Here is a 14,282-nt window from a genome sequence, read left to right as displayed (position 1 = left end):
GCGGGACTCGCGCCGCACGCTAGGGTTGCACGCTCTCTTGTGCCACATCGCCATGGGCGATACAGGACGCTGCGGTGAACAATGCATCGGTCGACGAATTCAACGCAGTCTCCGTGGAATCCTGTACCACACCGATGATGAAGCCGACCGCGACCACCTGCATAGCCAGGTCATTGGAGATGCCGAACAGGCTGCACGCCAGCGGAATCAGCAACAACGAACCGCCCGCCACGCCGGATGCACCGCAGGCACAAATCGCGGCAAGCAGGCTGAGCAATATGGCAGTCGGCATGTCGACGACGATACCCAACGTGTGGACAGCTGCCAGGGTCAGCACCGTGATGGTGATCGCCGCCCCGCCCATGTTGATGGTCGCCCCCAAAGGAATCGACACCGAGTAAGTATCCTTATGCAGCCCAAGGCGCTCGCAAAGCTGCATGTTGACCGGGATATTCGCCGCCGAGCTACGCGTGAAGAACGCAGTGATCCCGCTTTCACGCAGGCAGGTGAACACCAGCGGATATGGGTTCTTGCGAATCTGCCAGAACACGATGAGCGGATTTATCACGAGCGCCATGAAGACCATGCTGCCGACGAGCACCAGCAGCAACTGCAGATAGCCAACCAGCGCCGAGAATCCGGACGCGGCAAGCGTGCCGGCAACCAGGCCGAAGATGCCGAGCGGCGCGAAGCGAATGACGACTTTGACGATCAGCGTAACGCCGTCAGCGATGTCTGCGATCAGATCTCGGGTAGTTTCTCGGGCATGGCGAAACGCGATGCCCAACCCGATGGCCCACGCCAGAATACCAATGAAGTTGCCTTGGATGAGCGCGTGTACGGGATTGTCCACGATGTTGAACAACAGCGTCTGCAGAACGGCACCTACACCGGACGGTGGCACGACATCACTGGCCTGACTGATCAATGTGAGGTTCGTCGGGAACAGGGTGCTGGCGATGACCGCTACCACCGCAGCGCTCAAGGTGCCCAGTGCATACAGACCCAGAATCGGCCGGATGTGGGTGGGCTGCCCGCGTTTATGGTTGGCGAGCGACGCGGTCACCAACACGAAGACCAGTACAGGGGCAACGGCCTTCAAACCTGCGACGAACAGATCGCCCAGCAAGCTGACCGAGTTGGCGGTCTGCGGTGACAACCATGCCAACAGGCAACCGGCGACCAGCCCGACAGCGATCTGGGTCACCAGGCTGACACGGCTATAGGCTCTGAGCATACGATTAGAGAGCGTGGACATTGCGGAGTCTCGGCGTAAGAGGCTGGACCGGGCGCAACGCATGACGCTAGACGCGTCATCGCGATGGCCGACTCAAAACGCCGGATGGTACGCATATCAGCCCGTTATGCCCAGCGCTGAACACGCGGGGCTTCGCCAACAGGCTATCCGGTACCAGCTTGCCGAATTCATTTTTTACTTGCGAGGCAGGACCGCCAGGAAATTGTCGCGCGCGACTTTATGGGCAACGGCTTCGGGCAATGCGTCAAGGAAGGGATCGAAGGCGCGAATGCTCTCGGCCAGGCTGTCAAACCGGCCAACCACGTCGGTGCCGATCATGAAACGTGTGGGGTGGCGCTCGACCAGCGCCAGCCATTCCTTGTCCGGCACGCCAGCATCATTCAGCAGGTAGGGCCTGAGCATCGTCCATGACAGGTCGATGAAAAGGTTGGGGTAGTCATCAAGCAGCCGGCTAACCGTAGGCAGTAGAAACTCAAGCTTTTCCTGATGGCGGTGCAGCTCCATGCTCGTGCCGGCATGCGCCCAAATGAACCGGGTATGCGGATGGTTGCGCAGAGGCTCTTCCAGCTCGGCCAGATACAGCGGGTTGCGTTCGCGCTTGGACGTGATGTTTGAGTGGAGCATCACCGGCAGGTCGAACTCGGCGGCAAGATGATAGACGCGACCCAGCGCCTCGTTGTTGGCGCGAGGCGTATCGCCCTCGGTCAAAGCGGTCACATCGTCGTGACGCGTAAACACTTCGCCCAGCCCCTGCCAGAGCCCGGGATCGAGATCGAGCATTCGCCGAATGTGCGCGTCCGCGTTCTTGTCGTTGGGATTGAAGCCCGAGAGAAACGGATGGAATCGGTGCCGCTGCTCTTCGTCCAGCTCCTTCAATGCCGCAGCAACCACCACGTCGGTAGCGCTGTACCAGTAGACAGGTGCGTCGTCGCCGGCATAGTAGCGAGGTCGCTTGGGTTCGTTCTCGTGCCATTTCTTGGCGACTGGAATTCCGCTGATCATCACATGATCGATGTCCCCAGCGTCCATGGCCTCGAGCAGCTTGCGCATGCCGTCGCTTTCCTGGAAGAAATCGACGAAGTGCAGATGCGCATCGCTGTAGCGGTAATCGCGCGCGTGAACCGGCCCAATCGCAGCGACCAGACACAACGCAGCAAGACAGCTTCTTAAGTTGAACAACCAATGACCTCCTGACAGCCAAGCGGATAGACCTTCCGCGCGCTCGACGGTTCAGTGGTCGCTTACCGTTCCGGCCATGGGAGCGTCGCCGACTCACCGCTCGCCCGGCCCGTCTGGCTCAACGAAAAAGGCCCGTCAATGACGGGCCTTTCTGCGTACACACTGCAGAAGTTAAGCCGAAAGCTCGACCAGCAGCTTGTTCAAGCGCTGCACATAGGCGGCTGGATCCTTGAGGCTGTCGCCCGCGGCGAGCGCGGCCTGATCGAAGAGAATGTGCGACAGGTCGGCGAAGCGATCCTCATCCGGCTCGGCATCGAGCTTCTCGATCAACGGATGCTGCGGATTGATCTCGAAGATCGGCTTGGACTCCGGCACCTTCTGCCCACTCGCCTCGAGAATCTGGCGCATCTGCAACCCGAGGTCCTGCTCCCCGATGGCCAGGATCGCTGGCGAGTCGGTCAGCCGGTGCGATACGCGCACTTCCGCCACGGCGTCGCCCAGCGACGTCTTGAGGCGCTCGACCAGCCCTTCCTTGGTCTTGGCGATTTCCTCCAGGGCCTTCTTGTCCTCTTCAGTGTCCAGCTTGCCGAGATCCAGATCCCCGCGCGCGACGTCCACGAAGTGCTTGCCGTCGAACTCGGTCAGGTAGCTCATCAGCCACTCGTCGATGCGGTCGGTCAGCAGCAGCACCTCGATGCCCTTCTTGCGGAAGACTTCCAGGTGCGGACTGTTCTTGACCTGCGCGTAGGACTCGCCGGTGAGGTAGTAGATCTTGTCCTGCCCCTCTTTGACGCGTCCGAGGTAGTCGGCCAGCGAAACACTCTGCTCTCCCGACGCGTCGCTGGTGGAAGCAAAGCGTAGCAGGCCGGCGATCTTCTCCTTGTTGGCGAAATCTTCGGCCGGACCTTCTTTGAGCACCTGTCCGAACTGCTTCCAGAAGTTCTTGTATTCCTCTGGTTTGTCCTTCGCCAACTTGTCCAGCATATCCAGGACGCGCTTGGTCAGTGCCGACTTCATCGAATCGATGACCGGATCTTTCTGCAGGATCTCACGCGACACGTTGAGCGACAGATCGTTGGAGTCGATGACGCCCTTGATGAAGCGCAGGTACAGCGGCAGGAACTCGTCGGCCTGATCCATGATGAACACGCGCTGGACATACAGCTTGAGGCCCTTGGGCGCTTCTCGCTGGTACAGGTCGAACGGTGCACGACCCGGCACGAAGAGCAACGAGGTGTACTCGAGCTTACCCTCGACCTTGTTATGGCTCCACACCAGGGGATTCTCAAAATCGTGGCCGACGTGCTTGTAGAACTCCTGGTACTCCTCGTCCTTGATTTCGGTACGCGGACGGGTCCACAGCGCGCTGGCACGGTTGACGGTTTCCCACTCGGGCTCGGCCGGCTTGTCCTTTTCCTCGCCGTGGAACTCTTTCGGCAATTCGATAGGCAGGGCGATGTGATCGGAGTACTTCTTGATGATGTTGCGCAGGCGCCAGCCATCGGCAAAGTCTTCTTCGCCGGACTTCAGATGCAGAACGATACGGGTGCCACGCTCGGGCTTGTCGATGTTGGCGACTTCGAACTCGCCCTCGCCTTTCGAGGACCAGTACACACCCTCTTCAGCCGGAGTGCCGGCACGACGGCTGAACACCTCGACCTGGTTGGCCACGATGAACGCGGAGTAGAAGCCTACGCCGAACTGACCAATCAGGTGCGAATCCTTTTTCTGGTCGCCGGTCAGGTGCTTCATGAAGTCAGCGGTGCCCGACTTGGCAATGGTGCCCAGATGGGTAATCACGTCCTCACGATTCATGCCGATCCCGTTGTCCTCGAGGGTCACGGTCTTGGCGTCCTTGTCGAAACTGACGCGGATCTTCAGGTCTGCCCCGCCTTCGAGCAGCTCAGGCTTGGCCAGCGCCTCGAAACGCAACTTGTCAGCCGCGTCGGATGCGTTGGAAATCAGCTCACGAAGAAAGATTTCCTTGTTCGAGTACAGGGAATGAATCATCAGGTGAAGCAACTGCTTCACTTCGGTCTGGAAGCCCAGGGTTTCTTTGTTTTGAGTCTCCACACTCATCGTCTTGCAAACTCCACATCGTCAATGGCCATGCCGCGGCTGCGGCGATGACGAACAGATGGGGGCTTGGTACGGAAATTCAAGTGGCGCAGACCGACGGGCTACGCCGATCACGCCGGGGCAACGTTAGGGCTCGAGCAGTTCGAGCAGGACGATGTCACTCGGCGTCAGGTTATAGATGGCTTCGCCGGGCCCTTTCAGAATACGGCGGATGGCCAGGTTGCCGTCCGCATCAACGCCAACGAAACGCCCTTGCGCAAGGCCGCCACGACTCGTATGCGCTCGCAGCAGCAACTGTTGGTAGCGTTCGGGGTGCTCCAGCAAGAGCTCCAGAGAGAACCGTTGCGGCCGCTTCGGGCCAGAGGTGTCCTGCGGCTGGGGCGCGCGCTCAATGACTGCAACAGCGGGCGGCGTTTCAACTTCCTCGGGTAATGCCGGGTAGTTGTTGCCTTCTACCGCCCAGCCTTGCGTGCCTTTGCGAATATTCAACCGATACCGGCCTGGCGAGCCATTGACCTTCGCCTGTACCGCCAACACCGCTGTCGGCACGTGAAAGTCGATCGGGTCTGTCGAATCGATCTCGACCGCCCAGGTATTGAAGCGCCGCTGCAGATGGTCGCGGGCCAAGTACACCAGCGTATCGACCGAATCGTGGCTGAGGTCCACCCGCCCCGCGCGGTACCGCAGCCCATCGGTGAACAGCTCTACCTGGCCGCTGAGGCTCGTATGGTAACGGGCCGGCAAGACCAGGTGAAAATCGCCGGCCAGCCTGTTCGGTGGTACGGGCTGCAGGTCCAGATGCAAGGTGTAGCCGCTTTTCACTCGACGCGCCTCAGGAAGTTCCTGGTCCGGGCGCATCCAGTTGATTTCGATCTCAGGTACCGGATCGAGGTCCTCAGGCAGAACATCGACTCGCAAGGCACCGGATGAAATCGCCCCAAGCCGAATGTTCACTTCCTGCCGAGCGAAGAGGTCATCCCCTTCGCGCAGCGTCAGCACACCGTCCACGAGCCGGCCCGTTCCTGGAGTGAATGGACGACCGTCAAGCTTTCCTCGCAACTGAATCGCCAAGCGATGGCTTTGTACCTGCTCATCAGGCTCCAGCCACTTCAGGCTGGCGATGGCCGCCAGCCGGTCCGGATCTTGGCTGGCCAGCAAGGTGAATCCGACGACCAGCGGAATGACGCCCAACCCGGACAGACCGACTGCCTTGCGCGCAACGTCCCAGTGTCGAACGACGTAAAACAGATTGATCGGTGGCAGCAGGCTGCCGACACCCCACAGCAGGCTGCTCTCGAAGGCCAGCACAACCAACCAGACAAGCCCTGAGACGATCAGCAACAGCCCGCCCAGTATCAGCAACGCATCCATTCAACATCCTTGAAACGACTAAGGGGTCGCCGCCAGGAGTCAGGGCTCGTTGACCTTGAAATGGCAACGCGCTGTCGCGATGGGCTCGGCCTGATTGGTTTGCCAGGCGGTCACCGCAACGTTGGCTACGCGACGCCCCTGGCGCCAAACCTGGCAGGCGGCAAAGGTGTCACGATAATGACCAGCACGAAGATAATCTATCGAGAAGTCGATGATTTTGGGCAAATGTGGCGCGCCCATGAACATCAGCAGATGCAGCATCGCGGCATGTTCCATGAACCCGGCGATCACACCGCCATGGATCGCAGGAAGCATTGGATTGCCAATGTTGTCCTGGTTTTTTGGCAGCCGGAAAACCATCTCGTCGCCCAGCCGCAAGCATTCGATACCGATAAGCCGCGCGTAGGGCACCATTTTCAACAGGGCATCGTAGTCATTGCTGGCGTGCGCTTCCTTGACCAGCGCGTCGAGATCCAGACTGCTCATTGGCGCACCTGCGGCTGGCTTACGATTGCACCCTTGCCCATGCGCATGAACGCGCCCACGACATGAGCGATCGGTTCGTTGATATCGCGCTGATAAGCGACTCCGCGCGTAAAGATCACCGTCGGTGTGACCCGATAACATTCGGCGAAGCCGAAGACATCATGATTCGGCTCCGCGGGGTGCATGTAGTCGATGCGTAAATCGAGAGTCGGGCAGATTTCCAGCTCGGGCAATGCGCATGCCGTCGAGATGCCGCAAGTCGTGTCCATCAGCGTGGTAATGGCACCACCATGAACGAGTCCGCTCTCCGGGTTGCTGACGATCATCTCGCTGTACGGAAGACGCAGGGTAAGCCCCTTGCTGTCCGCATGCTCGACGCGCATTCCCAGGACCTGGCAGTGGCGTAACAAGGAGAGGAAATGCTGGGTGCGTTCCAATATCAGACTGTCGCTCATGCGGGTTCTCGAATCTCGATCAAGCCGGCCATTCTAACCTGCCGCTCCGAACGCCCCTATTCCTTGGGCGAATCGATAGGCAAGGTTGGCGTAAACACCATGACTTCCAGCACATCGGAGTGAAATTCGCGTCGATACAACACCAGCACCACGCCCGTGGTAACGACCATGAAAAACCAGGGATGGATGAACCAGGCCAGCGTAGCCATTCCGAAATAATACGCACGCAAGCCAAAGTTGAACTGGTTAGCCGCCATGGAAACGACCCGAGCGGTGCGCTCAGCGAAGGACTTGCGCTCCAGGTCGCTGACGTTGCGCTCCCCCGCCATCGGTGCCGAGGCGACCAGTACCGCCGCGAAGTTATATTGCCGCATGCACCAACTGAAGGTGAAAAAGGCATAGACGAAAACCACGCCGAGCGCGAGCAGCTTGATTTCCGATAGCCCCCGGCTCACCGGTTGGGCAAACGGGAGATCGGCCAGCAGCGAAACCGCCCGCTCCGAGGCGCCCAGTGCAGTGAGAATGCCGGCGAGAATGATCAATGTGCTGGAGGCGAAGAAACTCGCATTGCGCTCGAGATTGCCGATCACGTTGGCATCGGCGATCCGGTTGTCGCGCAGCAGCATCCGTCGCATCCAGTCCTGACGATAGAGGTGCAATACGCTGGCCAGGCAGGCCGTGTCTCTGCCGCGCCAACTGGCGTATCGGGTGTATCCGGCCCAGCACACGACGAACCAGAGAACGGCGATCAGATGCGGCACTAGATGACTCGGAATTGACATATAAGCCCCTGGAGAAATCGCATCTGATTATAGGCCCGCTTCGTGCTCAGCGCGTGCCCGTTTCCTTGCTGGCTTGCGGGACGCCGAGCGCACGATCGATAGCGATCGCGGCGACCAGGGTCAGCAACACCGGCGCCAGCCAACCCATGCTCTGTGCCGCCAGCGGCAAGGTCGTGAACGCCTCCGGCACCCAGGTGGATAGACCCGCAGCCGAAAGGCCGTCCGCTACACCGAATACCAAGGTTACCGCCATCACCGGAATGAATATCCGGCTCGGCGACAACCAGCAACGGTCGAGCAGGCTCAGGGAAACCAGCATGATGGCCAGCGGATAAAGCCCGACCAGTACGGGCACCGACACGCTGATCAATTGAGTCAGCCCCTGATTCGCCACCACCAGGCTGAACAGCGTGAACACCACGACCACCGAACGGTAACCCACCGGAAGGAGGCTGCTGAAGAATTCGCCGCAGGCTGCCGTCAGCCCGACCGCAGTCGTCAGGCATGCCAGGGTGATAACCATCGCCAGCAACAGACTGCCGGTGGTACCGAACGTATGCTGAACATAGGTGGTCAGGATCTGAACACCATTTTGCGCATCGCCCGCGATGCCTTGGCTGGTGGCACCGAGGTAGAACAGCGCCAGATAAACAAGCGAAAGCCCGACGGCGGCGATGGCCCCGGCAATCATCGAGTAACGGGTGATCAACGCTGGCGCGGATACGCCGCGATCACGAATGGCGGTAGCGATGACAATGCCGAACACCAGCGCGCCCAGCGTATCCATCGTCAGGTAGCCTTCGAGGAAACCCTTGAGCAATGGGCCGTTGCGGTAGCTTTCCGCCGTTGCGCCGATCTCACCGGCCGGCGCAAAAAACGCTGCGCCGCCCAAGACCAGCAAGGCGGCGAGCAGCACCGGTGTAATGAACTTGCCGACGCGATTGACCAACTGCCCCGGGTTCAAGACGAGGAACAGCGTCGCGGCGAAAAACACCACCGTATAGACCAGCAGTGGCGTACCGGCATTGCCCGTAAAAGGGGCTACGCCCATTTCGAACGAGACGACCGCGGTGCGCGGGGTGGCGAACAACGGGCCGATAGCCAAGTACACCGCCACCGCCAGTAACGTGCCGGCAACCCGCCCCAATGGAGCGGTCAACCGATCCATCCCACCGCCCACACGGGCCAGCGCGACCACCGTAAGCAGCGGTAAGCCGACACCCGTCAGCAGAAAGCCCGTCGCAGCCGGCCAGATGGTTTGCCCGGCAGCGAGCCCCGCACTGGGCGGGAAGATGATATTGCCCGCACCTAGAAACAGTGCAAACGTCATGAATCCTAGGGCCAACAGATCCAGGCCTTTCAATCGAGTCATCGGTAGTTACCACGGCAGGAGGGTTCTGGTACGGCGAACGCACCCAAGTGTGTTTGATCGTCGGTGCCGAGCGGCCTCGCCGCCCGAAAAAAGCACGCACCTTAATGGAAACGCGCCGTCAGGGCGAGAATCTGCGTCATTTTGGCTGAACGGCGCTGGTTGATCCGTCTTCGCGGTCGAGCTGACGGCCGCGCCAGGCCAGGAATTATCCCTCAGAAACAAAAATGCCAGTCAGCGAGCTGACTGGCATTCTGTTACGCATGGCGGGGCGGGGATCAGCCCTGCTTGACCGCCCAACCGGTCAGTTCAGCAAGCGCCTTGCCGATGTCGGCAAGCGAGCGCACCGTCTTCACACCGGCATCCTGCAGCGCTGCGAATTTCTCGTCAGCGGTGCCCTTGCCACCGGAGATGATCGCCCCGGCGTGGCCCATACGCTTACCGGCAGGCGCGGTCACGCCAGCGATGTAGGAAACGACCGGTTTGGTCACGTTGGCCTTGATGTAGGCCGCGGCTTCCTCTTCGGCAGAGCCGCCGATCTCGCCGATCATCACGATGGCTTCGGTTTGCGGGTCTTCCTGGAACAGCTTGAGGATGTCGATGAAAGTCGAGCCCGGAATGGGGTCGCCACCAATACCGACACAGGTGGACTGACCGAAACCGGCATCCGTGGTCTGCTTGACCGCTTCGTAGGTCAGCGTGCCGGAGCGCGAAACGATACCGACCTTGCCTGGCAGGTGGATGTGGCCGGGCTGGATACCGATCTTGCATTCGCCGGGGGTGATCACACCCGGGCAGTTCGGCCCGATCAGGCGAACGCCGAGCTCATCACACTTGATCTTCACCTCGAGCATGTCGAGGGTCGGAATACCTTCGGTAATGCAGACGATCAGCTTGATGCCACCAAAGGCCGCCTCGAGGATCGAGTCCTTGCAGAACGGCGCCGGAACGTAGATGACCGACGCATCAGCACCAGTCGCCTCGACGGCTTCCTTGACGGTATTGAACACGGGCAGGCCAAGGTGAGTGGTACCACCTTTGCCCGGGGTGACACCACCGACCATCTTGGTGCCGTACTCGATCGCCTGCTCGGAATGGAAGGTACCCTGCGAGCCGGTAAAGCCCTGGCAGATGACCTTGGTGTCTTTATTGATCAGGACGCTCATTATTTGCCCTCCGCGGCTTTAACGACTTGAATGGCCGCATCGGTCAGGCTGGTCGCGCCGATGATATTCAGACCACTTTCACCCAGCATCTTCGCGCCAAGCTCGGCATTGTTGCCTTCCAGACGAACGACCACCGGCACTTTCACGCCGACTTCCTTGACCGCGCCGATGATGCCTTCAGCGATCATGTCGCAACGGACGATCCCACCGAAGATGTTGACCAGAACGGCTTTGACGTTGTCATCGGAGAGGATGATCTTGAACGCTTCGGTCACGCGCTCTTTGGTCGCGCCACCACCTACGTCGAGGAAGTTGGCCGGCTGACCGCCGTGCAGGTTGACGATGTCCATGGTGCCCATGGCCAGGCCCGCGCCGTTGACCATGCAGCCGATGTTGCCGTCGAGGGCGACGTAGTTCAGTTCCCACTTGGCCGCATGCGCTTCACGCGGGTCATCCTGAGAAGGATCCTGCATGCCGCGCAGCTTCGGCTGGCGGTAGATGGCGTTGCTGTCGATGTTCAGCTTTGCATCCAGGCAGTGCAGGTTGCCGTCCTTCTTGATCACCAGCGGATTGACTTCCAGCAGGGCCAGATCGTAATCGACAAAAAGCTTGCCCAGGTTGACGAAAATATGGGTGAACTGCTTGACCTGGTCACCTTTCAGACCCAGCTGGAATGCCAGTTCACGACCCTGGAATGGTTGAGCGCCAACCAGCGGATCGATAGTCGCCTTGAGGATTTTTTCAGGCGTGTCGTGCGCGACCTTCTCAATGTCCACACCACCTTCGGTGGAGGCCATGAAGACCACCCGGCGCGTGGCGCGATCGACCACGGCGCCCAGGTAGAGCTCCTTGTCGATGTCAGTGCAGGCTTCGACAAGAATCTTGCTGACCGGCTGACCGTTGGCGTCGGTCTGGTAGGTCACCAGACGCTTGTCCAGCCACTGCTCGGCGAACGCACGGGCTTCATCCTTGCTACGCACCAGCTTGACGCCGCCTGCCTTGCCGCGACCGCCCGCGTGCACCTGGGCCTTGACCACCCACTCGGTGCCACCGATGTGGTCACACGCCTCAGCCGCTTCTTTCGGGCTATCGACCGCGTAGCCCTTGGAAACTGGCAATCCGTACTCGGCAAACAGCTGCTTACCCTGATATTCGTGAAGATTCATCTTAGCTACCGTTCGGTTTGATGTGCATCAGACGTTGCATTTTTTTTTTTTTTTTTTTTTTTTTTTTTTTTTTTTTTTTTTTTTTTTTTTTTTTTTTTTTTTTTTTTTTTTTTTTTTTTTTTTTTTTTTTTTTTTTTTTTTTTTTTTTTTTTTTTTTTTTTTTTTTCCCGGCCCCCCCCCGCCTCTCTACCGCAGCGCCTTTAGCGCTTCTTGCGGTTGGCAATGTGAATGGCGTGACCATTCACTGCCAATGCTGCTTCGTGCAGCGCTTCGGACATGGTCGGATGGGAGAAGACCATCATGCCGAGGTCTTCAGCGCTGGTGCCGAACTCCATGCCGATCGCACCCTGCTGAACCAGTTCCGCCGCAGCCGGCCCCATCACGTGGACACCCAGCACACGGTCAGTCTTGGCATCGGCGATGACCTTGACTAGACCGGCGGTGTCGTTGGCCGCCATCGCACGACCGCTCGCGGCGAACGGGAAGGTACCGACGTTGATTTCCACGCCCTCGCCTTTGAGCGCCTGCTCAGTCTTGCCGACCCATGCGATTTCCGGATGGGTATAGATGACCGACGGAACCAGGTCGTAGTTCATTTGCGATTTGTGGCCCGCGATGCGCTCAGCCACCATCACGCCCTCTTCCGAGGCCTTGTGCGCCAACATCGCGCCGCGCACCACGTCGCCGATGGCGTATACGCCGGGAACGCTGGTAGCGCAGTAGTCGTCGACAAAAATGAAGCCACGCTCATCCATGTCGACGCCAGCATCAGCGGCCAGCAGGTCGGTGGTCACCGGACGACGGCCGACGGCGACGATCAGCTTGTCGAACGTCTGCTGCTGCTCGCCTTCGGCGTTGGTGAAGTTGACGGTGACCTGATCACCTTTCACCTCAGAACCGGTCACACGCGCGCCCAGCAGAATCTTCAGACCCTGCTTGCTCAGCACTTTGAATGCTTCTTTGGAAATCTGCTCGTCCGCGGCTGGCAGGAACTTGTCCATGGCTTCCAGGACGGTGACTTCGGCGCCCAGACGCGCCCACACCGAACCCAGTTCCAGACCGATCACACCAGCACCGATGACGCCCAGCTTGGCCGGTACGCTCTGGAAATCCAGCGCGCCGGTTGAATCGACGATGATCTTCTGATCGACCGGAGCCGGCGGAATGTCAACCGGCTTGGAGCCGGAAGCCAGGATCACGTTCTCTGCGCCCAGCACCTGGGTGTTGCCGTCCAGGCCGGTCACTTCGACTTGCTTGCCGCTGAGCAGCTTGCCGTGACCTTCGAATACGGTCACGCCGTTCGCCTTCATCAGCGCAGCTACGCCACCGGTGAGGTTCTTAACGATCTGGTCCTTGCGGGCCACCATGGTCGGTACGTCCATGGCCACTTCGCCGGTGCTGATGCCGTGCACCTTGAAGCTTTCATGGGCTTCATGGAACTTGTAGGAGCTATCCAGCAATGCTTTGGACGGGATGCAACCGACGTTCAGGCAGGTACCGCCCAGCGCGGTCTTACCTTCCTTGCCCTGATATTTTTCGATACAGGCGGTCTTCAGGCCCAGCTGCGCGGCACGAATGGCAGCCACATATCCGCCGGGGCCGGCCCCGATGACGACGACGTCGAATTTATCGCTCATTAGCAAATCCCTCATTCAAGCAGAAGCAAAAAAAGCCACAAGCCGCAAGCGGAGCCGCCATAACCGCGGCTCTCCACTTGCAGCCTGTAGCTGCTTTATCAGATGTCCAGCAACAGACGAGCCGGATCCTCAAGCAGATTCTTGATCGTCACCAGGAAGCTGACCGCTTCTTTGCCATCGATCAGGCGGTGATCGTAGGACAGCGCCAGATACATCATCGGCCGAATCACGACCTGACCATTGACGGCCATCGGGCGCTGCAGAATGTTGTGCATGCCGAGGATGGCGGCTTGCGGCGGGTTGACGATGGGGGTCGACATCATCGAGCCGAACGTACCGCCATTGGTGATGGTGAAGGTGCCGCCAGTCATCTCGTCGATCGACAGCTTGCCATCACGGGCCTTCTTGCCGAAGGTGGCGATGCCGCTTTCGACTTCGGCCAGGCTCATCAGCTCAGCGTTGCGCAGTACAGGTACGACCAGACCACGGTCGCTGGAGACCGCCACACCGATATCCTGGTAGCCATGGTAGACGATGTCGCTACCGTCGATCGAGGCGTTGACCGCCGGGAAGCGCTTGAGCGCCTCGACCGATGCCTTGACGAAGAACGACATGAAACCCAGACGCACGCCGTTGTGAGTCTTCTCGAACAGATCCTTGTACTTCGAGCGCAGCGCCATGACCTCGGTCATGTCGACTTCGTTGAAGGTGGTCAGCATCGCCATGTTCGACTGGGCTTCGACCAGACGCTCGGCAACCTTGGCCCGCAGACGGGTCATCGGCACACGCTTCTCGGTACGATCGCCACCGCCGGTAACGACCGGCGCCGCAGCAGTGCTGGCGGCAGGCTTGGCCGCAGCGGGTGCGGACTTCTTGGCTTCGATGGCGGCAACCAGATCTTCCTTGGTGACGCGACCGTCCTTGCCGGTGCCTTTGACGCTGTTGGGGTCGATGCCGTTCTCTTCGGCAAGCTTGCGAGCGGCAGGCGCCAGAATGGCATCTTCACTGCTGGCGGCTGGCGCTGCTGCTGGCGCAGCGGCAGGGGCTTCGGCGGGAGCGGAGGCCGGTGCCGCAGCACTGGCGGTCGCGCCGGCGTCCAGCTTGCCGAGCAGTTCACCGCTGAGCACCGTGTCGCCTTCGTTCTTGACGATTTCGGTCAGCACGCCGTCGGCTTCCGCCAGTACTTCCATCACCACTTTGTCGGTCTCGATATCGACGATCAGCTCGTCGCGCTTGACCGCATCGCCCGGCTGCTTGTGCCAGGTGGCAACGGTGCCGTCAGCAACCGATTCCGGAAATTGGGGGGCTTTGATCTCGATAGCCATTAGCTGGGT

Annotated in this window: 13 protein-coding genes; all 13 read right to left on the bottom strand. The window is 59.8% G+C overall.

Going from position 1 to position 14,282, the window contains the following annotated elements:
• Nucleotides 1-19: 19 nt before the first annotated feature.
• Complete coding sequence (gene sstT / locus KVO92_RS00790; protein ID WP_217473790.1) at nucleotides 20-1,258, bottom strand: serine/threonine transporter SstT; 1,239 nt, start codon at nucleotides 1,256-1,258, stop codon at nucleotides 20-22.
• Nucleotides 1,259-1,432: 174 nt separating this feature from the next.
• Complete coding sequence (locus KVO92_RS00785) at nucleotides 1,433-2,401, bottom strand: amidohydrolase family protein (protein ID WP_272876493.1); 969 nt, start codon at nucleotides 2,399-2,401, stop codon at nucleotides 1,433-1,435.
• Between the two features lie 207 nt (nucleotides 2,402-2,608).
• Complete coding sequence (gene htpG, locus KVO92_RS00780; protein ID WP_217473788.1) at nucleotides 2,609-4,516, bottom strand: molecular chaperone HtpG; 1,908 nt, start codon at nucleotides 4,514-4,516, stop codon at nucleotides 2,609-2,611.
• A gap of 126 nt (nucleotides 4,517-4,642) precedes the next feature.
• Nucleotides 4,643-5,887 carry an MFS transporter gene (locus KVO92_RS00775; RefSeq protein WP_217473787.1) on the bottom strand — a complete coding sequence of 415 codons (1,245 nt, stop codon included), beginning with the start codon at nucleotides 5,885-5,887 and terminating at the stop codon, nucleotides 4,643-4,645.
• Between the two features lie 39 nt (nucleotides 5,888-5,926).
• Nucleotides 5,927-6,373, bottom strand: a complete 447-nt coding sequence (locus tag KVO92_RS00770; protein ID WP_217473786.1) for a PaaI family thioesterase — start codon at nucleotides 6,371-6,373, stop codon at nucleotides 5,927-5,929.
• Nucleotides 6,370-6,828, bottom strand: a complete 459-nt coding sequence (locus tag KVO92_RS00765) for a PaaI family thioesterase (protein ID WP_217473785.1) — start codon at nucleotides 6,826-6,828, stop codon at nucleotides 6,370-6,372. Before KVO92_RS00765 ends, KVO92_RS00770 begins: the two co-directional genes overlap by 4 nt.
• Nucleotides 6,829-6,884: 56 nt before the next feature.
• Complete coding sequence (locus tag KVO92_RS00760) at nucleotides 6,885-7,610, bottom strand: DUF599 domain-containing protein (RefSeq protein WP_217473784.1); 726 nt, start codon at nucleotides 7,608-7,610, stop codon at nucleotides 6,885-6,887.
• Nucleotides 7,611-7,656: 46 nt separating this feature from the next.
• Nucleotides 7,657-8,982 (bottom strand): branched-chain amino acid transport system II carrier protein, encoded by a 1,326-nt coding sequence (brnQ, locus tag KVO92_RS00755; protein WP_217473783.1) that lies wholly within the window; start codon nucleotides 8,980-8,982, stop codon nucleotides 7,657-7,659.
• Nucleotides 8,983-9,257: 275 nt separating this feature from the next.
• Complete coding sequence (sucD, locus tag KVO92_RS00750) at nucleotides 9,258-10,145, bottom strand: succinate--CoA ligase subunit alpha (RefSeq protein WP_217473782.1); 888 nt, start codon at nucleotides 10,143-10,145, stop codon at nucleotides 9,258-9,260.
• Nucleotides 10,145-11,311, bottom strand: a complete 1,167-nt coding sequence (sucC, locus tag KVO92_RS00745) for an ADP-forming succinate--CoA ligase subunit beta (RefSeq protein ID WP_217473781.1) — start codon at nucleotides 11,309-11,311, stop codon at nucleotides 10,145-10,147. Before sucC ends, sucD begins: the two co-directional genes overlap by 1 nt.
• Nucleotide 11,312: 1 nt before the next feature.
• The gene (locus KVO92_RS00740; RefSeq protein ID WP_217473780.1) at nucleotides 11,313-11,552 is read right to left on the bottom strand and encodes a hypothetical protein; all 240 of its coding nucleotides are present in this window, start codon (nucleotides 11,550-11,552) and stop codon (nucleotides 11,313-11,315) included.
• Nucleotides 11,512-12,948: a dihydrolipoyl dehydrogenase gene (gene lpdA / locus KVO92_RS00735; RefSeq protein ID WP_217473778.1), complete on the bottom strand. Its 1,437-nt coding sequence runs from the start codon at nucleotides 12,946-12,948 to the stop codon at nucleotides 11,512-11,514. The genes KVO92_RS00740 and lpdA overlap by 41 nt, the downstream gene beginning before the upstream one ends.
• 98 nt (nucleotides 12,949-13,046) lie before the next feature.
• Nucleotides 13,047-14,273 (bottom strand): 2-oxoglutarate dehydrogenase complex dihydrolipoyllysine-residue succinyltransferase, encoded by a 1,227-nt coding sequence (gene odhB, locus KVO92_RS00730; RefSeq protein ID WP_217473777.1) that lies wholly within the window; start codon nucleotides 14,271-14,273, stop codon nucleotides 13,047-13,049.
• Nucleotides 14,274-14,282: the final 9 nt, after the last annotated feature.

The sequence above is a fragment of the Stutzerimonas stutzeri genome (assembly GCF_019090095.1).
Classification (GTDB): domain Bacteria; phylum Pseudomonadota; class Gammaproteobacteria; order Pseudomonadales; family Pseudomonadaceae; genus Stutzerimonas; species Stutzerimonas stutzeri_AN.
This window is presented reverse-complemented; position numbering and strand designations above follow the sequence as displayed.